Origin of the sequence: Bacillus rugosus, assembly GCF_023238245.1 — a bacterium.
GTDB lineage: Bacteria > Bacillota > Bacilli > Bacillales > Bacillaceae > Bacillus > Bacillus rugosus.
In genome coordinates, this window is sequence record NZ_CP096590.1 from 2,658,879 (window position 1) to 2,677,574 (window position 18,696).

General features: G+C 43.2%; 21 protein-coding genes. 3 read left to right on the plus strand and 18 right to left on the minus strand.

Annotation, left to right across the window (positions count from 1 at the left end; genetic code table 11):
* Window positions 1-8 precede the first annotated feature (8 nt).
* The 6 genes from fatR to M0696_RS13590 form a co-directional block, all read right to left on the minus strand.
* Window positions 9-593, minus strand: a complete 585-nt coding sequence (gene fatR, locus M0696_RS13565) for a transcriptional regulator FatR (protein ID WP_166850279.1) — start codon at window positions 591-593, stop codon at window positions 9-11.
* Between the two features lie 220 nt (window positions 594-813).
* Complete coding sequence (locus M0696_RS13570; protein WP_166850276.1) at window positions 814-1,356, minus strand: class I SAM-dependent methyltransferase; 543 nt, start codon at window positions 1,354-1,356, stop codon at window positions 814-816.
* A 189-nt stretch (window positions 1,357-1,545) separates the two neighbouring features.
* The gene (locus M0696_RS13575; RefSeq protein WP_003229817.1) at window positions 1,546-1,704 is read right to left on the minus strand and encodes a hypothetical protein; all 159 of its coding nucleotides are present in this window, start codon (window positions 1,702-1,704) and stop codon (window positions 1,546-1,548) included.
* 156 nt (window positions 1,705-1,860) lie between these two features.
* A complete protein-coding gene (locus M0696_RS13580) occupies window positions 1,861-2,010 on the minus strand; it encodes a YrzI family small protein (protein WP_003237348.1) in 150 nt (49 codons plus the stop codon).
* Window positions 2,011-2,404: 394 nt separating this feature from the next.
* Window positions 2,405-3,205 (minus strand): formate/nitrite transporter family protein, encoded by an 801-nt coding sequence (locus M0696_RS13585; protein WP_222143240.1) that lies wholly within the window; start codon window positions 3,203-3,205, stop codon window positions 2,405-2,407.
* Between the two features lie 263 nt (window positions 3,206-3,468).
* On the minus strand, window positions 3,469-3,837 hold the full coding sequence (locus M0696_RS13590) for a Na-translocating system protein MpsC family protein (RefSeq protein ID WP_166850270.1): 369 nt from the start codon (window positions 3,835-3,837) through the stop codon (window positions 3,469-3,471).
* A gap of 313 nt (window positions 3,838-4,150) precedes the next feature.
* On the opposite strand from M0696_RS13590, the gene fdhF reads away from it, so the two are divergent.
* The gene (gene fdhF, locus M0696_RS13595; protein ID WP_222143241.1) at window positions 4,151-7,093 is read left to right on the plus strand and encodes a formate dehydrogenase subunit alpha; all 2,943 of its coding nucleotides are present in this window, start codon (window positions 4,151-4,153) and stop codon (window positions 7,091-7,093) included.
* Window positions 7,094-7,111: 18 nt separating this feature from the next.
* Window positions 7,112-7,594, plus strand: coding sequence for a helical membrane plugin domain-containing protein (locus tag M0696_RS13600; protein WP_222143242.1), 483 nt, complete (start codon window positions 7,112-7,114; stop codon window positions 7,592-7,594).
* A 36-nt stretch (window positions 7,595-7,630) separates the two neighbouring features.
* Here M0696_RS13600 and M0696_RS13605 read toward each other — a convergent pair whose 3' ends face one another.
* The 5 genes from M0696_RS13605 to M0696_RS13625 form a co-directional block, all read right to left on the minus strand.
* Window positions 7,631-7,861 carry a YrhC family protein gene (locus M0696_RS13605; RefSeq protein ID WP_248602059.1) on the minus strand — a complete coding sequence of 77 codons (231 nt, stop codon included), beginning with the start codon at window positions 7,859-7,861 and terminating at the stop codon, window positions 7,631-7,633.
* Between the two features lie 82 nt (window positions 7,862-7,943).
* Window positions 7,944-9,083: a bifunctional cystathionine gamma-lyase/homocysteine desulfhydrase gene (locus tag M0696_RS13610; protein ID WP_222143243.1), complete on the minus strand. Its 1,140-nt coding sequence runs from the start codon at window positions 9,081-9,083 to the stop codon at window positions 7,944-7,946.
* A 1-nt stretch (window position 9,084) separates the two neighbouring features.
* On the minus strand, window positions 9,085-10,008 hold the full coding sequence (locus tag M0696_RS13615) for an O-acetylserine dependent cystathionine beta-synthase (RefSeq protein WP_248602060.1): 924 nt from the start codon (window positions 10,006-10,008) through the stop codon (window positions 9,085-9,087).
* A 63-nt stretch (window positions 10,009-10,071) separates the two neighbouring features.
* Entirely contained in the window at window positions 10,072-10,767 is a 696-nt protein-coding gene (mtnN, locus tag M0696_RS13620) for a 5'-methylthioadenosine/S-adenosylhomocysteine nucleosidase (protein WP_222143245.1), read from the minus strand.
* A gap of 20 nt (window positions 10,768-10,787) precedes the next feature.
* Window positions 10,788-11,429 carry a class I SAM-dependent methyltransferase gene (locus tag M0696_RS13625; RefSeq protein WP_222143246.1) on the minus strand — a complete coding sequence of 214 codons (642 nt, stop codon included), beginning with the start codon at window positions 11,427-11,429 and terminating at the stop codon, window positions 10,788-10,790.
* A gap of 191 nt (window positions 11,430-11,620) precedes the next feature.
* Between M0696_RS13625 and M0696_RS13630 the strand changes: the two genes are divergently transcribed.
* Window positions 11,621-11,824 (plus strand): YrzA family protein, encoded by a 204-nt coding sequence (locus M0696_RS13630; RefSeq protein WP_003225924.1) that lies wholly within the window; start codon window positions 11,621-11,623, stop codon window positions 11,822-11,824.
* Window positions 11,825-11,860: 36 nt separating this feature from the next.
* Here M0696_RS13630 and M0696_RS13635 read toward each other — a convergent pair whose 3' ends face one another.
* From M0696_RS13635 to M0696_RS13665, 7 genes are all read right to left on the minus strand, one after another.
* Window positions 11,861-12,562 carry a YrrS family protein gene (locus M0696_RS13635; RefSeq protein WP_222143247.1) on the minus strand — a complete coding sequence of 234 codons (702 nt, stop codon included), beginning with the start codon at window positions 12,560-12,562 and terminating at the stop codon, window positions 11,861-11,863.
* A gap of 64 nt (window positions 12,563-12,626) precedes the next feature.
* Window positions 12,627-14,381, minus strand: coding sequence for a peptidoglycan D,D-transpeptidase FtsI family protein (locus M0696_RS13640; RefSeq protein WP_166850247.1), 1,755 nt, complete (start codon window positions 14,379-14,381; stop codon window positions 12,627-12,629).
* A gap of 53 nt (window positions 14,382-14,434) precedes the next feature.
* Window positions 14,435-14,908 carry a transcription elongation factor GreA gene (greA, locus tag M0696_RS13645; RefSeq protein WP_166850244.1) on the minus strand — a complete coding sequence of 158 codons (474 nt, stop codon included), beginning with the start codon at window positions 14,906-14,908 and terminating at the stop codon, window positions 14,435-14,437.
* A gap of 249 nt (window positions 14,909-15,157) precedes the next feature.
* Window positions 15,158-15,793 (minus strand): uridine kinase, encoded by a 636-nt coding sequence (gene udk, locus M0696_RS13650; protein ID WP_003225916.1) that lies wholly within the window; start codon window positions 15,791-15,793, stop codon window positions 15,158-15,160.
* Window positions 15,794-15,798: 5 nt separating this feature from the next.
* Window positions 15,799-17,067, minus strand: a complete 1,269-nt coding sequence (locus M0696_RS13655) for a peptidase U32 family protein (RefSeq protein ID WP_166850241.1) — start codon at window positions 17,065-17,067, stop codon at window positions 15,799-15,801.
* A gap of 18 nt (window positions 17,068-17,085) precedes the next feature.
* The gene (locus M0696_RS13660) at window positions 17,086-18,015 is read right to left on the minus strand and encodes a peptidase U32 family protein (RefSeq protein WP_166850238.1); all 930 of its coding nucleotides are present in this window, start codon (window positions 18,013-18,015) and stop codon (window positions 17,086-17,088) included.
* A gap of 5 nt (window positions 18,016-18,020) precedes the next feature.
* Window positions 18,021-18,674 carry an O-methyltransferase gene (locus M0696_RS13665; RefSeq protein ID WP_166850235.1) on the minus strand — a complete coding sequence of 218 codons (654 nt, stop codon included), beginning with the start codon at window positions 18,672-18,674 and terminating at the stop codon, window positions 18,021-18,023.
* Between the last annotated feature and the right edge of the window lie 22 nt (window positions 18,675-18,696).

Here is an 18,696-nt window from a genome sequence, read left to right on the forward strand (position 1 = left end):
TTCCTTTCCTATTTTTGTGATGAATGAAGCTTAATGGCGTCCCAGCAGCATTGTTCCAATTCAGTAATTAAATCCATGTCCATCTCTATATCACCCGTTTGGACGAGCTGATATATCTTGAGAAATGCCCCTAACACAATCGCAATTAACACATTAGAGGGCAAGCTGCGAATTACACCTTCTGCTTTTCCCTTGTTAAAATAGTCATTAAGCATATGTGTCAGATTTTCTATCATTTTTCTGCTTGCGTCATTTAAGTAATGAGCGTCTTTCTTCGTTTCAAGAAAAAAAAGCGCATAGTCACTCTCTTTCGTAAATTGAACGAGACAGCAAAATACGTGGTGGAAGCCTTCTCTGACAGGCAATTCCGAAAAATCTTGCTTCAGTTTTTCCGTAAAGCGCTGGATGCTTTCTTGAAACAAGATGTTGACGAGTGTTTCTTTGCTGTCAAAATAGCGGTAGATCGTTCCTGTTCCCACATGAGCTCGTTCAGCTATCATAGGGATAGTGGTAGCATTAAATCCCCTTTCTGTAAAAAGTGAGACCGCCGCTTTCATAATCATGTCGTGTTTACTGCTCGATGCGGATAACATGTAATCTTAAAACCTCCGATTTTTCGCGGAATGAATATTCATTCCGTTTGTTCATAATGAATGTCCGATCTGTCTGAATCACCTCTTTACCCTTTCTTCTGTTATCAGTTTATAGGAAAAAAACTTTTTTTAATATAAAGTATATGCAAAAAATAAAAAATTAAGAAAATATACCCAAATCCCCAAAAAAGGCTCTGGATATATTTCCCGAGAAATGATTTTATTTAACAGCCACAATGCAAAGACAGGAATCACGCCTGATGACAGAAAGATCCCTGAAATGCTGGTCTTTCAGCAGTTGAATATACATTTTCTCTTTTTCACCGGTATTTGCATCAATACTGATGTAAAATCGGCCGTCAATTTGAAGCACCCGGTAAATTTCTCTTAATGCAAGCCTCATATCAGTGCAGCTCTGAACCGTATGTAAGGAAAACACTTTATTAAAGGTACGGTCATCAAAAGGAATGTTCTCAGGATAGCCATGAAAAATCTCCCCTTTCCCCATTTTCTTTCGATTCGCGCGTGATATTTGCCTTACCTTTCGCTTTGAAGGGTCAATGCTTTTGAAGCTTCCCTTTTCCAGTTTCTCGGTTATGTTCTTAAAAACAGTGCCATTTCCGATTCCAATTTCTAAAATTCTGTCATTTTCTTGTATGTCTATAGAGTCTATCATCATATGCTCAATTGTTTTGGTTTGCTTATATTTCCGAGAAAATAATTTCAAAAGATTCGATCGGTTATAGAGTCTATTTTCTAGCATTATAAACACCTGCTTTTGGTTTCCTATGTTCATTTATTATATTAATAAAATAAACATCGCCTTCATTTCTAAATGGGAATGAAGATACCAACTAGACGGCAATGTGTTTAAAAATGTTTCAACAGAACTTAACTTTTTCATTTTTTTCCGCAAAAAAAGGCAGAAAACAAAATGTTTTCTGCCCTCTTTCTAATGCCAATGATAAGGGAATACATACAGCCTTTGCTGCTGCATGGCCATCAGCCTCTGCTGACGGAATGGATTTCCATAACCATGTTTGAAGGAATGCGGCATTGACGCATAACCATGGCCTATCGACGGCAGCCTTTTTTGATAATCGTTCATCATGCCATCACCTGCCTTACCGTAACGTTGATTTATCATATGCAGGCCGACATTTTCTTGACAGCTGTTTCGCTAAACTTGATCCTTCTCCATCGTATAATGCATCAATAATTCCATTCTAAGCATATGTCATCTCCCCCTTCAGTTTTTTCATTGCTTTTAGCGCCAGTTTGTTAAATAAAGATGCTTTAACTGAGACTCTTTCATTTCATCGTAAATCTGCTCAATCTGCTGTTCTCGTTCGAATTCCTCCGGGCTTTTAAACCGTTTGTTAATCGTTAACGTTAAAAAGAATAGGTTAATCGTCATATCGCTCACCCCCTTTCAAAGTCCGCTTCAAGCGAAATAACCCGCGGCATCATTCCTTCTGCCGCGGGCAAATAAAAACCGCAGACAAAAGAAGACACCAAACTAATGCCTCTACTGCCTGCGGGGAGTTGCGTATGTCCGACTAATCCGAATTTAATGCGTGCGATAAGCATCGGTTAAGGAAGGACACGAACTCTTCCACAGGCTGAATAAACCATGAACTTTTACTTGTGTATCACGTACAGGTTGACGTCGTTGTCTCATTGTCATTTTGTTCAGCCTCCTTTGCTTTTTTCTTACTTTGTAAGTATATCCACCAAATTCCATTTTGTAAACATCTTTTTCTAAAAATGGACAGAAATTGTGCAAATCATCGAATAGATTTGTCCTTTGGTCATGACACCTGCTTCATTTCATTTCTGGAGCGGTCTTTCTTATGATATGCGATAAAATAAATGAGACCGACAAATACCGCTCCGCCGATGACATTGCCGATAAAAGCAGGAATGATGTTTCCGATAAACTGCCCCCACGTGAACGAGCCAGCAAAAATGGCAGCGGGAATCACAAACATGTTGGCGACAACGTGCTGAAATCCGATTGCCACAAAAGCCATAATGGGGAACCAGATGCCAAGGATTTTTCCTGCTGCGTCTTGGGCGCCGAAAGAAAGCCACACCGCAAGACATACAAGCCAGTTACAGCCGATGCCGGAAATGAGAACCTTGCCGAAGCTCATATCAAGCTTTCCTTGCGCAACTGCGATCGTTTTTTCTAAATAAGGACCCGTTTCAGTCAGTCCAACCAAATGCCCGAAAAAGTAAGCAACAAACAATGCGCCAATTAAGTTCATAATCGTGACGATTCCCCAGTTAACCGCCAATTCTTTAACAGATATTTTTCTCGAAAATAAAGCCATCGCAACTGACATCATATTTCCTGTGATCAGTTCAGCGCCAGCGAGAACCACAAGTATCAGGCCGACGGGAAATACTGCAGCCCCAATCAAGCTGGACAGGCTTCCCCATTCTTTCGGAAGGTCGCCGATTACCCTGATATCAAGCAAATACCCGAGCGCGATAAATGCGCCTCCTAAAAAACCCAGCACAAGCAGCGATGGCAGAGGAAGCTTTATTTTTTTCACCCCTGCTTCAATTGCTGCATCCGTTATTTCATCCGGTTTCCGAAAAGCCATACTAAAACGCCTCCATTGTTTCTTCTTTTCTTACAGTTATGGCAGAAAGGCATTAAAAAAGGCAGCACTCAAATAACCTGTGTGAAACCAGGCGTTTGAATGCTGCCTAACTTGTATGCATACCCATACAACAATATCAAGCAGAATGTAAGATATTGAAAGAGAATGTATACAGTTCGTGCATACATTCCATTGCTTTAAGCCTTCTATAACTGTAGCAACATCATATCAAATGTGACAAATTTGTGTCAATGACAAATATGCTAGCTTTGCAGAGCTTCTTTTTGATCATCTATTTTTCGATCAAAGACAAACACAGATATTGCGATATTTTCCTCAATTTTTATATCAGAAAACAAATGGACAAGCTTAGCCCCGATCAGCTCCTCCATTCCTTCCGGCGTTTGTTTGGAATAAAGATCTTGAATCAGGCTTGTCCGGGCCGCATGTACCATTTCTCTTCCTTCAGGTGTGCGGGCGATAAACTGCTCGCTTGCACTCAGATTTCCGTACAGTGTTGAGACTGCCATGTTTTCAACAAATACAGTATGAATCCTTTCAGGCCCTTTTCCAAACAATTCTTTGCGAAGTTTTCGAATAATATCATTGAACTCATGAATTTTTTTAGACATGCTAATTACCCCTTCCGATATTGCCTCATAAGGCTTTTCCCGGTCCCCCTCAGGACATTTCACTTGGTTAAAATTTTCCTGCTATATTGTATTATAATAAATATCACATTATAATAAAAGCAGTGTGATGGATTTGTAATAAGATCTTGTTATGAGTCTATCGTTTTATAAAAATCAAGGATTGGTCTGTTAGTAAGACTTGCTAGTGAACTATTCCGCCATGTGTGTTTACACCTTCTTAGAGTTAAGGACAGGTGTATCTATACATGGCTTTTTTTGACTTCTTGAAAGAAAGATGGAGGGGAATATGAATATGATGGACGTTAAGTCGATCAGTGTCCGTGTTGACGGAACAGAAATTCAAGCACGAGCAGGGGCCACAATTTTAGACATTTTAAATGAAAACGGGATTGAGTACCCGCAGATTTGCCACGTTCCAGAGGTAGACCCAATTCAAACTTGTGATACTTGTATTGTAGAGGCAAACGGCAAGCTGGTTCGTTCATGTTCTACTGTTGCAGAAAATGGAATGTCAATTGACCTTTCGGGCAATCGGGTGAAAGAAGCGCAAACCGAAGCGATGGACCGCCTTCTTGAAAATCATTTGCTGTATTGTACGGTTTGCGATAACAACAATGGGAACTGCACGCTGCATAACACAGCGGAAATGATGGGTATCGAGCATCAAAAATACCCATACACGCCAAAAGAAGATCCGTCTTGCGCGGTTGATATGTCTCACCCGTTTTACCGCTATGATCCAAACCAATGTATTGCCTGCGGCCAGTGTGTTGAGGTATGTCAAAACCTTCAAGTAAATGAAACACTCTCAATCGACTGGGAACGCGAACGTCCTCGCGTGATTTGGGATGAGGGAGTTCCGATCAATGAATCTTCTTGTGTCAGCTGCGGCCAGTGTGTCACAGTATGCCCATGTAATGCGCTGATGGAAAAATCAATGCTCGGGCAAGCCGGCTTTATGACAGGCATCAAAGAGGATGTCATGGAGCCGATGATTGACCTCGTGAAAAACGTTGAACCTGGGTACGGCAGCATTTTTGCCATTTCTGAAGTCGAAGCGGCAATGCGTGAAACGAGAACGAAAAAAACCAAAACTGTATGTACGTTCTGCGGTGTCGGATGTTCTTTTGAAGTATGGACAAAAGGACGGGATATTTTGAAAATACAGCCTGTTTCTGACGCTCCGGTTAACGCGATTTCTACATGTGTCAAAGGGAAATTCGGCTGGGATTTCGTCAACTCTGAAGAGCGGATCACAAAGCCTTTAATCCGTAAAAACGGGGCTTTTGTTGAATCTTCTTGGGAAGAAGCCCTCGATCTTGTCGCAAGCAGATTAGGATCGATTAAAGAGCAGTTCGGCAATGGATCTGTCGGGTTTATTTCTTCTTCTAAGATTACGAATGAAGAAAACTATGTCATTCAAAAATTAGCGCGTCAGGTATTTGAAACAAACAATGTCGATAACTGCTCACGCTACTGCCAGTCCCCTGCTACAGACGGATTGTTCCGCACTGTCGGCATGGGCGGTGACGCCGGCACGATTAAAGATATTGCCAAAGCCGGTCTCGTCATCATTGTCGGCGCCAATCCGGCAGAAGGACACCCTGTGCTAGCAACACGTGTCAAACGGGCGCACAAGCTCCACGGCCAAAAACTGATTGTTGCCGACCTGCGTAAAAATGAGATGGCTGAGCGGTCTGATCTGTTCATCAGCCCTAAACAAGGCACAGACCAAGTTTGGCTGATGGCTGTTACGAAATATATGATCGACCAAGGCTGGCACGATCAGGCGTTTATTGATGAGAACGTGAATTACTTTGAAGATTATAAAGAAACGCTTAAAACCTATACGCTTGATTATGCAGAACGCATCACAGGCCTTTCTAAAGAAAACATCATTCGAATTGCCGAAATGATTCGTGACGCTGACGGCACTTGTGTCCTTTGGGGGATGGGTGTCACACAAAATACAGGCGGTTCTGATACGTCAGCAGCAATTTCAAACCTGCTTCTCGCTACTGGCAACTATCGCCGTCCGGGTGCCGGCGCTTATCCTCTGCGCGGACATAATAACGTTCAAGGCGCTTGCGATATGGGAACATTGCCAGGCTGGCTGCCGGGATATCAGCATATTACAGATGATAATGCCCGCGCTAAATTTGAAGAGGCTTATGGTGTCACGATTGACGGAAAGCCTGGTTTAGATAATATTCAAATGCTTCATTCCATTGAAGAAGGAAAAATGAAAGCGATGTATCTTGTTGGCGAGGATATGGCACTTGTCGATTCAAACGCGAACCACGTACATGATATTTTATCAAGCCTTGATTTCTTCGTGGTTCAGGATATCTTCTTGTCAAGAACAGCTCAATATGCCGATGTCGTCTTGCCAGCTACTCCTTCACTTGAGAAAGACGGAACATTTACCAATACAGAACGCCGTGTGCAGCGATTATATCAGGCGCTTCCGACGCTTGGTGACGCGAAACCGGACTGGTGGATTATTCAAGAGGTGGCAAACCGCTTAGGAGCGAACTGGAATTACAGCCATCCAAGTGACATTTTCTCAGAAATGGCGAGCCTTTCTCCTCTGTTTGGCAAAGCAAGCTATGAGGTGCTTGAAGGCTGGAACAGCTTCCTATGGGGCAGCTACTCAGGTGAAAGCACACCGCTTCTGTATGAAGACGGATTTAATTTCCCTGATAAAAAAGCCCGTTTTGCCCTTTCTGATTGGACTGAGCCAGCGGCATTTCCGGAAGAATATGATCTTCATATCAATAACGGCCGGATGCTGGAGCATTTCCACGAAGGAAACATGACAAATAAATCGAAAGGCATTCAAGCAAAAGTGCCGAATGTATTTGTTGAAATCTCGCCTGAGCTTGCACAGGAGCGAGGTGTTTGTGACGGTTCGCTTGTACGGCTCGTTTCTCCGTTCGGAGCAGTCAAATTAAACGCACTGATCACAGACCGTGTGCGGAAAAATGAACTCTATCTGCCAATGAACTCAACAGACAAGGAGTCAGCGATTAACTTCCTGACAGGGCCTGCAGCTGATAAACGGACGAACACGCCTGCTTATAAACAGACAAAGGTCCGCATGGAGGTGCTTGGAGGCTGCGAAACAGCACCGCTTCCGAAAACAAATCCGCGCAACAAAAAACGGCACCCGCAAAACGGGGTGGAAGCAGAAAGAAAATGGAACCGTCCGGGCTATGTCCATCTGACTGATTAAATGAAAGGGGGAATACGAATGGCCACTCCTATTACGACGATCAAAAAAGAAACAAAAACAGCAGAGCAAATGAAGCTTGAAAAAATTGAAGAGCTGAAAGAGCTGCTGGCGGAAAATGAGGATGCTGTCTCTAAAACGATGACGTTAATGAATGAACTCAATGAACTTGGGATATTTGACGCGGCAACAAGCATGCTGAGAGCGAAGGAAGACATTGCCAAAATAGCGCTTGGCCAGGTTTCGCGTGAGCCTGTCACCAATCTCATCAACACGATGATGGCTGCCGGAGGCGCATTGACAAAAGCAGATCCTCAGTTTACTGGAAAGCTCATAGAAAGCGTGATGGCAGGAACTGAACAGGCGCAAAGCTTTTTAAAAGAAGACAAGAAAGTCGGAATTCTTGACCTTTTAAAAGCAATGAACGATCCTGATATCAACAGAGCCGTCGGCTTCGGCCTTCAGTTTTTAAAAGGCATGGGAAAAGAACTGCAAGAAAAATAACAAAAAAACAGCCATCGCTGAGTTGATGGCTGTTTTTTATTTGTCGGCTTCTTCCAAACGCTTCTTGTAAACCAATGAACGATCAGCGCAAAAGAAAGCACCTGCTAAAAATACGCAATCCGCTAAAAACATCATCGATTTCTGGCCTAACGTTAAGCCCTGATCGGGAAGAACTGCGCCTATATATATAAAAGTGCTGACTGCAAGCAATGTAAAAGCAAAATGCTTGTAGCCTTCTTTTAAAGATTTCATTCTATTTTTATTCAAAAGAATCACCTGCCAGATTCATAGTATACGACTATTATAATATAATCTGGCAGCTTACAGAGAAAGTAATTCTATCCATTTGTTATATATTTGCAAGCGCCTGCTTGATATCTTCCAGCAAATCTTCCGCATCTTCAATTCCTACAGAAATTCTGATCAATCCGTCCGTAATGCCTAGTTCAAGCCGGCGCTCTCTCGGAATAGAGGCATGTGTCATTCTTGCAGGAACAGAAATTAAGCTTTCTACCGCGCCCAGGCTTTCAGCAATGGTAAACAGTTTCAGATTCCCTAAAAACGCATCAACCCGCTCTTCACTCCCGATATCAAAGGAGATCATGCCGCCGAAGCCAGACCCTTGTGTTTTTGCGAGCTCATGTCCGGGGTGATTTGAAGAACCAGGATAATATAACGTTTGGACACCAGGATGATTCTCAAGAAAACTTGCGATCTTCCGCGCATTTTGATCGATCGCTTCCATTCTGAGTCCCAATGTTTTAATTCCTCTCATTAACAGCCAGGAATCTTGAGGGCCAAGGACGCCGCCTGTGGAGTTTTGCACAAAATGCAGCTCTTCTCCAAGCTCTTTCGAAGCTGTCACAACTAAACCGCCGACGACGTCACTGTGTCCGCCAAGATATTTTGTCGCACTGTGAAGCACGATATTAGCTCCTAAAGTAAGCGGCTGCTGGAAATAAGGAGTGTTAAAGGTATTGTCTACGATAAGCAGAACACCTGCTTTTTTTGCAATATCAGCCATGAGCGACAAATCGGTGATTTTGAGCAGCGGGTTTGTCGGTGTCTCAATATATATAGCTTTTGTGTTAGGACGAATCGCTTTTTCAACTTCTTCTCTGCTGCTTGTATCGACAAATGTTGATTCAATGCCAAGACGATTAAGTACCTTTGTCATCACGCGGTAAGTTCCGCCGTACACATCATCAGTCAACACGACATGATCTCCGCTGTTAAACAGCATCATAACCGCTGTAATAGCAGCCATTCCAGAACTGAACGCATAGCCTGCTTCCCCGCCTTCCAGTTCTGTCACAAGTGCTTCGAGAGCGGTTCTAGTCGGATTGGCCGTTCTTGAATACTCATAGCCGGTATGCTGCCCTGCTTTCGGCTGCTTGTACGTGCTAACTTGATAAATAGGCACGGACACTGCTCCTGTTTTCTCATCACCTGTGATTCCGCCATGAATCATCAATGTTTTTTTCTTCATATTAGATGCCTCCTTCGTATATTTGTTTGCTGATATATCGATCACTGCTGTCAGGAAATACGGTGACAATGTTTGTTCCTGCGGATGCTTTTTTCGCTTCCTCCAATGCTGCATAAAGCGCTGCACCTGAAGAGCTTCCGATCAGCAGACCTTCTTTTTCTGCCGCTTCTTTCACAAGTCTAAACGCATTCTCATCTGTTACGGTGTAGATCTCATCAAAATGGCTCTCATTCATATAATCGGGGATGAACTCCATGCCGATGCCTTCTGTTCTATGAGCATGTGGCTCTCCTCCGTTTAAAATAGAGCCCTCCGGTTCGACAATCACTGTTTTGACTGCTGGATTTTTTTCTTTTAAGAAGGAAGCAGTTCCTGCGAATGTGCCTCCTGATCCTGCCCCTGCGACGAACGTATGAATATTGCCGTTAAGCGCTTCCCATATTTCAGGTCCAAGCGTCTTATAGTAAGTCGATGGATTTACTCGGTTTTTAAATTGCAAAACACAATAAGAATTTTCAATTTCTATCTCCAGCTGAACGGCTTTTTGAATGGCTCCCTGCATTCCGTCTTGACGCGGTGTATGAATGATTGAAGCTCCAAGCGCTTGCATAATTTGCTGTTTCTCTGTGCTGAAATGTTCAGGGACACAGAAAATCGCTTGTAACCCATATTTTCTGGCACTCAGCGCTAGACCGATCCCAGTATTGCCTGCCGTGGCTTCTATAATCACTCCGCCGGGCTTCACCTTGCCTGACTCCAGCGCGTCACGAATCAGCATATCTCCCAGTCTGTCTTTAATGCTTCCGCCGGGATTCATCATTTCAAGCTTGGCATACACTGCGACTCCTTCAGGAACATCGAAGTTCTTCAGGCGGAGAAGCGGTGTGTTTCCAATCAGCTCGGTAATATCCGTAATAACCGTCATATATGTCCTCCTCCTTGATAGAGGTTGTTTTTAGGGAAAACGGAGGAGAACTCTCCCCCCGTTTTAATGAATTCGTTTGATCACTTTTAACACAAGCTCTGTTGAATTGACAGCCGCCTGCTCTAAAAATTGGTCAAATGATACATGTGATTCTTTTCCTGCGATATCAGATAACGCTCTGATGACGACAAACGGCGTTTTAAATTGATGGCACACTTGAGCCACTGCCGCAGCTTCCATTTCAACCGCATACAGATCAGAAAATCTCGCACGCACCTCTTCAACCCGCTTCGGATCGTTCATGAAAGAATCGCCTGTTGCGATCGTCCCTTTTGCAACCTGAATGCCGTCTAGTTCAGAAATCGATTCTTCAGTGATGCTGATCAGCTTTTCATCTGCCGCATAAGCAGCCGGAAGACCCGGAACCTGGCCGTATTCATAGTCAAAGGCTGTTACATCTACGTCATGGTGGCGAACGTCAGTAGAAATAACGACATCTCCTACATTCAGTGTATGATGAAATCCGCCCGCTGAGCCTGTGTTAATCACATAATCAGGCTTGTAACGGTCAAGCAAAAGTGTTGTGCTGATGGCAGCATTTACTTTTCCAATTCCTGATTTTAAAAGAATCACTTCAGTTCCTTCATATTCGCCTGTGGTAAATTCACAGTGTGCGATTGTTTCTGTTTTTGCATGTTCAAGTTTGCTTCTTAGGATGGTAACTTCCTCTTCCATTGCTCCGATGACTGCTAGTTTCATCTATTCACATTCCCTTCACTTTACCGTTTGATCGCCTCCATTATCCACACGAAGTCGTTTTGCTGAGTGAATTGGACTGCAAAACCTTCAGCTGTAAACATCTCTTTCAACGCATCCAATGTGGGATAATGCTCCGTCTCTAAATCATTTGCCAGCTGATAGAAGCCTTGAGAACGGGCTTTATCAATAGCCTGTTGATATGCTTGCACATCTTCAAAGACGGTATCGGCAAACACTATTCTATCATGCAAGTGAAGGTATTTGCCATATTGCTTTATGGCAGCCCGCTTTTCTTCGTCAGTCAAATGATGAAAAGCATATGAACTGACAATTGTGTCAGCATAAAATGGCGGCTCGGGAAATGTCAGGAAGTCTCCGTCAACGATTTCCGCCCTGCCTGACAGCTTGTCAGAAGCCAATTTGCGCATTGCGGGAGACGGTTCAATTCCAAATACAGATTTACCCGCCTCCAGCAGCTTGGCTGTTAAATTCCCCGTCCCCGGGCCAAATTCTAACACATGCGTTCCAGATTTGCTGACGATGGCATCAAGGATATTATCGTAGCCTCTGAACGCTTCTTTATACTGAATATCAAAGCCTTGTACTGTTTGATCATAAGTTGCTGCCCAATCTTCAAAGAGAGGGATAAATTCACGTCCCATATTTGTCACACTCCATATTTTATAATTCCTATAAGCATACTATGAATTAATGATGGAACAGTTCCTATAATACCACATCTTCTGGAAAGCAGGTACTAAAACACTTTGTGTATTTTATGCCATCTATATTGCGCGTTACCCGCAAAAAAGCTTATACTTCATATGACTTGTGAAAGCTGGAGGGTCGAGACATGAATTTTCAATTAGATTTGATAAAAGACAAAGTTGAATTTTTCGAAGCGGCTTCATTGCAGGAGCTTGAAAAGAAAATCAATACACAAATTGAAAACAATAAAGCCATCATGCTCCGGGTGAAATCTGTTTCACACCAAACCGCTGTGGCAGACGGAAGAATATTGTACAGCGCGGTTGTTCATTTCGCAGCTGAAGCTTAAAACAAAAGCAGCCGGTTCTACACCGGCTGCTTTTGTTTATTTTAGTTTTTCTACTTTTGTCGGCTTCCAGCCTTTTTCATCAACCCATGTAATCGTGACTTGATATTTATCCCCAGTCGTCTTATCTAAAATCTTGCCTTTGGCATCCTGAGGGCTGCCGTTGTTTCCGAGCCAGAGCACCGTCATGTGATCTGTTGAGACACCGGTTGCATATGAAATGGCTTTTAGCATCTCAGCCCAGTCTTGTGAACTTGAGTCATAGGTGGCGGCATGCTCGCCCGTCTGCTCAGTTCCGACTGCTTTCCAGTCAGGGTTTTCATACGTTTTTTCCACGTCGCTTGATGAGCCGCCTTCAGTAACTTTTGCATCTTTAAGCGGGTCATCTGAATCTGAGTTTGAGTCTGAATCAGAATCATCACTTTTAGAAGAATCATCTTTTTTAGAATCTGATTCTGAGTCAGAAGACTTCTCAGAATCCTTTTCGCTGTCAGATGTATCTTTCTTGCTGTCTTTTATATCCTCGTCCGATTTCTTTTCAGTCTTTCCTGAAGCCGGAGATTCCTGTTTTTGCGCTGTTTCAGAATCCTTGCTGACATCTTTGCTAGAAGGACTGTTAATGAAGAGATTAGCTGCTACTACGACGATTAGTATGGATACGATTGCAATTAAAATGTTAAGCACTAAATTAGCTTTCCTGCGCTTATCACGGTTTTCATAACGAGATTGATTATTGCTCAATAATTCTGCACTCCTTTATCCCTCTTGGCTCAGCATATATTTTACCATGTGCTGAGAAGTTGTTCTATTTCTGATTGATTTCAATTTCGTGTACTTTTTTAACAATATCATAAAACACTGAATTTGTCAGAGCCTTATCCCCCGGCGTGTCCATGTGTAAAACGACAAGAGCGTATTTCGGCTTATCAGCAGGAAAATATCCGGCAAACCATTTTTCATAGAGCGTTTCTTTTTCTTTTGAAAGCTTGCCTGTCTGGGCTGTGCCTGACTTCCCTGCTACAGTATACGGAAGATCCTGAAACCTTCTGCCCGTTCCGGAAGGAGATTCCACCACCCGCCGCAGCATTTTTTGAAGCTGCTGTGCCGTGTATTTATCTATCGTTTCTCCTTTGAGCTTCTGATCTTTAAACTTAACGAGTGTTGTGCCGTTTTTATATTCAATTTGTTCAGTGATTTTCACCTGCCGCTTTTCTCCGCCGCGAGCGATTGTCGCCATCATATTGGCTACCTCGAGCGGCGTTACCTTTACATTTTTCTGCCCGATCGCTGTTTGCGCAATGGCTTTTTTGACTGATTTGTCTTTTTCATCCCCCCAAATCACGCCGCTTTTTTCGTTATACAACTGGCGGAAATCTGTTTCGTGATACAGTTTTCCTTCCCAGCCTGCCCGATCAGTCAGAGCCAGCTTTCCGGACATGTCTTCAATAACCGAGCTGTCTTTTTTCATTAATTGTTCTGCAAGACTCGTAAATGTGTAATTGCAGCTTTGGGCAAAACTTTCATCAAAAGACAAGGTTCCTTTGTCATCGCCCGGTTCCCCGTACAGGTTTAAATTGCAATTAAAGGTTTGGCTCGGCTTCACCGTATCATTTTCGATCGCAGCTGCGGCAATGACTGTTTTAAAAACAGAACCGGGATAGATTGGCGTCAGCATATAATTTTGAAGCGTGTTTTGCCTTGAGACATCGGCATCCGGTTTGCTTACAATGCCCAGAACACTGCTATTTTCGATGTCCAGCAGCACAGCTCCTCCTTTTTTCAGCCCCTGTTCATCCACTACCTCCTCCATCGCTTTTTGAATGCTTTGATCGATCGTTGTTTTGATCTGGAGCGGATAAAACGTATTGGCTTCAGCTGTATATTTGACGTCCATGCCAAACAAAGGGTTTCCTTTTCCGTCCACATGATATAAAAGCTTTGTGTCTTGTTCCGGAAGCAAAAACTCATCAAATGTCCGTTCTAAACCGGTCGTCCCGATTTCTGTTGTAATCGGAAGGTTCTCCTTATCAGGATATTTCTTCCGGAGAAGCGCCGGATCTTGATTCGTGCTCCCTATCGTATGTGAAGCAAGGCTGGGCTTGTCTTCATTCTCCATATATACGCCGTAAATGCCGGGATATTTCAAAGAATTGATTTTTGTGATAGATTGTTTCGAAAGTGTTTTGATTTTCTTTTGTTGCAAAATGACCGGTTTTTTCGCCTTTGCAAGTGTCTGGTGCAGTTCATCTTCAGACATGCCAAGGATGTCCGCAACTTTTTTGATCGGCCAATCCTGCGTCAGCAGAAAAGGGAACAAAACAACCGCAGGCTCGCTTTTGCCGGTCAGCGCCTGCCCGTTTCGATCTAAAAAGGAGCCTCTTCCGTCAGAAATGAGCACTTCCTCCGTCCGCTGTTTTACACTTTCTTGGATCAAATTGATTTTCTTTTTAGAAAATGATTCTGTGAAAAACAGCTGGATTTCCGCCAGTCGCAGCAGAAGCAGAAAAAACACGATCAAAAAAGCAATGACTGCCAGCTTCATTCGTTTCGATATCTTCATAAAAAAACACCTCACCCACATTGTGGACGAGGTGTTTCTTTGCTAAACGGATATTATGAAATTTTCACAATTTTCACGAGCATTTCTCCGCCCGGTGTTTGAACTGTGACTTCGTCATCTACTTTTTTGCCCAGCAGGCTTTTTGCGATCGGTGAGTCGTTTGAGATTTTCCCTTCAAACGGATCTGCTTCAGCGCTTCCGACGATTGTATATGATTCTTCGTCACCGTCAGGCAGTTCGACGAAAGTGACTGTTTTACCCAAACCGACAACGTTAGAGCCGCCGTCATCTTCAATGATTTTCGCGTTGCGGATCATATTTTCAAGAGTCGTCACACGACCCTCTACGAATGCCTGCTCTTCTTTCGCTGAATCGTATTCAGAGTTCTCGGAAAGGTCTCCGAAACTTCTCGCAATTTTGATGCGTTCTACTACTTCTTTTCGTTTAACCGTTTTCAAATATTCTAATTCTTGTTCAAGTTTTTGTTTTCCTTCTTCAGTCATAGGAAAAACTTTCTCTTGTGCCATGTCCCTTCACTCCTTCTGGTTGTCCCTCATCATCTTCGATTATGTATGAGAGCATAAACTAAAAAATACAAGAATGAGAACACAGGGCAGTCCTCGTTCTTCTCTCCCATATAGGTACTGTTTATCTTAAACTGAATCTTGTCGTTCTGCAAATATTTCGCGTTTATAAACAGGGAAAGAAGGGAATTTGACATCCCCTTCCTGCCTATACATAATATGGTCAGAGTTATTTATGTCTATGCTATGGTATTACAAAATCGCGTTTTGTTCAAGAATGGTTTGGATTTTTGTGACCATCAGATCAATTGCGACGTGATTCTGTCCGCCTTCCGGGATAATGATATCAGCGTATCGTTTCGTCGGCTCGACAAATTGGTTATGCATCGGGCGGACGACTGACACATATTGTTCAATGACAGAATCAATAGAGCGGCCGCGCTCATTAATATCCCTCATAATCCGTCTGATGATACGCAAGTCAGCGTCTGTATCAACGTAAAGCTTGATATCCATCAGATCACGGAGTCTTTTGTCTTCAAGAACTAGAATGCCTTCAAGGATAATAACATCCTTTGGCTCTACGTGAACCGTTTCTTCTGAACGTGTGTGAAGCTTATAGTCGTAAATCGGCTTTTCAATCGGGCGGTAATTCAATAGATCTTGAATATGCTCGATTAAATAGTCATTATCAAACGCAAGCGGATGATCATAGTTTGTGTTGAGCCTTTCTTCAAATGGAAGATGGCTTTGGTCTTTATAATAAAGGTCTTGCTGGATCATTAAAATCGAGTGTCCTTTAAATTGTTCATAAATGGACCGTGTGACACTCGTTTTTCCTGAACCGGAACCTCCTGCGATTCCAATGACTACTGGATTCTTACCCATGGGTGTTACTTCCCCTTTCTCATCATGTTGCTCGGATAAATCTTTTTGTCTAGTTTGAATTTGACAATTTGCAGGGGATGGCGGGCAGCATCTAGCTCATTTCCGTCTTCGTCCCAAATGGTTTCAATCGTATGTGTAAAGTTTTCGATTTCTGGACCGAAAAATTCCACTTCGTCGCCTTTTTTGAAGAAATTGCGCTGCTGAAGTGTGACCATTTGTGTGTCTTCATCATAATTCAGCACTAAGCCGACAAAATCAAACGTCGTTTTTTTGGCATGCTCACCGAACATTTGCTCTTCATAGCCTGGCGTTCCTTCAAAGAAAGCTGTCGCAGTGTCCCGGTTGGCGCACTTATCAAGCTCTTCAAGCCATTCTTTTTGAATCACAAAGTTATCCGGATCAGCGCAATAAGCGTCAATGACTTTGCGGTATACGCTGACAACTGTTGCTACATAGTGAATTGATTTCATGCGACCTTCGATTTTTAAGCTGTCGATGCCCATTTCGATCATTTTCGGAATGGATTCAATCAGCTTCAAATCTTTCGGGCTCATCGCAAATGGTGCATCTTCTTCACCATACAAAGCAACGGCGTTGGCACCGTCTGTTTGATAAAGATCATAATCCCAGCGGCAAGACTGGCAGCAGCCTCCGCGGTTGGAATCCCGAGCTGTCATGTGATTGCTTAGGACACAGCGGCCGGAATATGCAATACACATCGCACCGTGAATAAAAGATTCGATTTCAATATCTACTTTTTCTTTCATTTCTCTGATTTCAAGAGCGCTTGTTTCACGTGCCAGCACAACGCGGTCAAGGCCTTCTTCCTTCCAGAACTGAACAGCCTTCCAGTTTGAAAGAGATTGCTGTGTGCTCAAGTGAACCTCAACGTTAGGCGCCACTCTGCGGCATGTTTCGATAATAAGCGGATCTGCCACAATGATGCCGGCAACGTTGGCGTCTCCAAGTGCTTTTAAGTATTCTTCAAGCCCGTCCATGTTTTCATTATGGGCGAAAATATTTGTCGTGACGTAGATCTTCGCGCCATATTGCTTTGCGAATTTAACGCCCTCTGCAATTTCTTCGATCGTAAAGTTATCGGCATTTGAGCGCAGCCCGTATTCCTGTCCTCCGATAAAGACCGCGTCCGCTCCGTAATGAACAGCAATTTTCAGCTTTTCAAGATTCCCCGCGGGTGCGAGAAGCTCCGGCTTTTTCGTAATTACACGCTTTCCATCGACGATTGTGGATATCTTATCATTTACGGCAGTCATAGCTTAACCTCCTTTTGATTAATAAACCGTTTCTTTGAAGAAGAATCCGGTATCGATTTTTCTGTTAACGGGCTGGATGCTTTCAATGCGTTCAATCCAGTCTTCTTTTTTCGCTTCGTATTCGTCACGGTTTTCCACACACAGATCAATCGCTTCTCTGTACATTTTGGTGACTTCTATTAGGTATTCAGACGATTTCAGGATACCGTCGATTTTGAAAGAATCAATGCCTGCATCTATCAATTCCTCAAGCTCATCAATGATGCATACATCGTTCGGGCTCATAATGTGCGTGCCGTTTTCATCTTCGAAAATCGGATATTTATTATCACGTTCTTTATCGTGCAAGAACATGCCCGATTCTTTTTTCTTTCCTTCAATGTCCATGACTTTACCTTGGTATTCAAAATAGTTTCCAATCAAAGAACGCTTCGATTGGAACATGCACGTCATTCCATGCACGTGGATTTCAACTTCGACTTCAGCGTTTTCTTTAATCTCCACAATGCTGTCCATGTTTAACTCTCTGGCAAGCACAGAACGCGCCGCGCCTTTTCGTCCCCAGTAGTTGCATGTATAGTAGTTGGTGCCGGTCGTTTCTGTGCTCCAATGAAGCTTCAGGTCAGGCGCAGATTCACGAGCAGCCATAAGCACCGCCGGATCGCCGAATACCGCTGCATCGACACCGGTTTCCGCTAAGAAAGCGAGATATTCGCCAAGCTCACCTACTTTATCGTTATGGAAAATTGCATTTACAGCAACGTATACTTTTGCCCCTTCTTTGTGAGCGATCTCTACAGCTTTTGTTACATCCTCACGAGGAAATTCTCCGGCTAATCTCAAGCCGTATCTCTGTTCCCCAACTAAAAACGCAGTTGCCCCCGCCTGTATCAGCGGCAAAATGTCCGCTGTACTCGTCGGCGTCACTAAGAGCTCTGGTTTTTTCATGACGTTCACCTCTTCTTTTTACTTATCGCAAGTCCGTCCCCGACAGGAATAATCGCAGTTTGATAATCCGGATGATTCATCAGCCAATGATTATATTCATCAATTTTTGTTATCAGCCTGCGCCTTCTTTTCGGTTCTATTTTGCTGTAATCCTCTGCAACCAGACCTTTAAACAGCACGTTGTCTGTTAAAATCACCCCGTCCGGTGAAAGCATCGGTTCATATAAATGAAAAAAGTTTTGATACTGACCTTTTGCAGCGTCAATAAAAATGACGTCGTAAGGCGCTGTTACATGAACGGCGTCAGCTAATTCAAGCGCGTCTCCGTAAAAAACATGAATCCGGTCATCAAGCTGAAATTCCTTGATATTGTTTACCGCTTCTTCATGGCGTTTCTCATTGCGTTCAATTGTATATATTTCAGCAGACGGCAGCTCCAGCGCCATTCGAATGGCGGAATAACCTATGGCCGTTCCGATTTCTAATATTTTTTTCGGCTGTTTCACAGACAAAAGTTGAAGCAGCACCTCCATGCCCGCTTTTTCCATGATCGGGACATGATGTTCTTCTGCATATGCTTCAAGCTTCTTCACATTTTCCGGCCGAGGCTTCAATAATGCTTCTATATAGTCATTTATTTGTTCATAGCGGTCAGTCACAACAAACAGCCTCCCGTTCTAA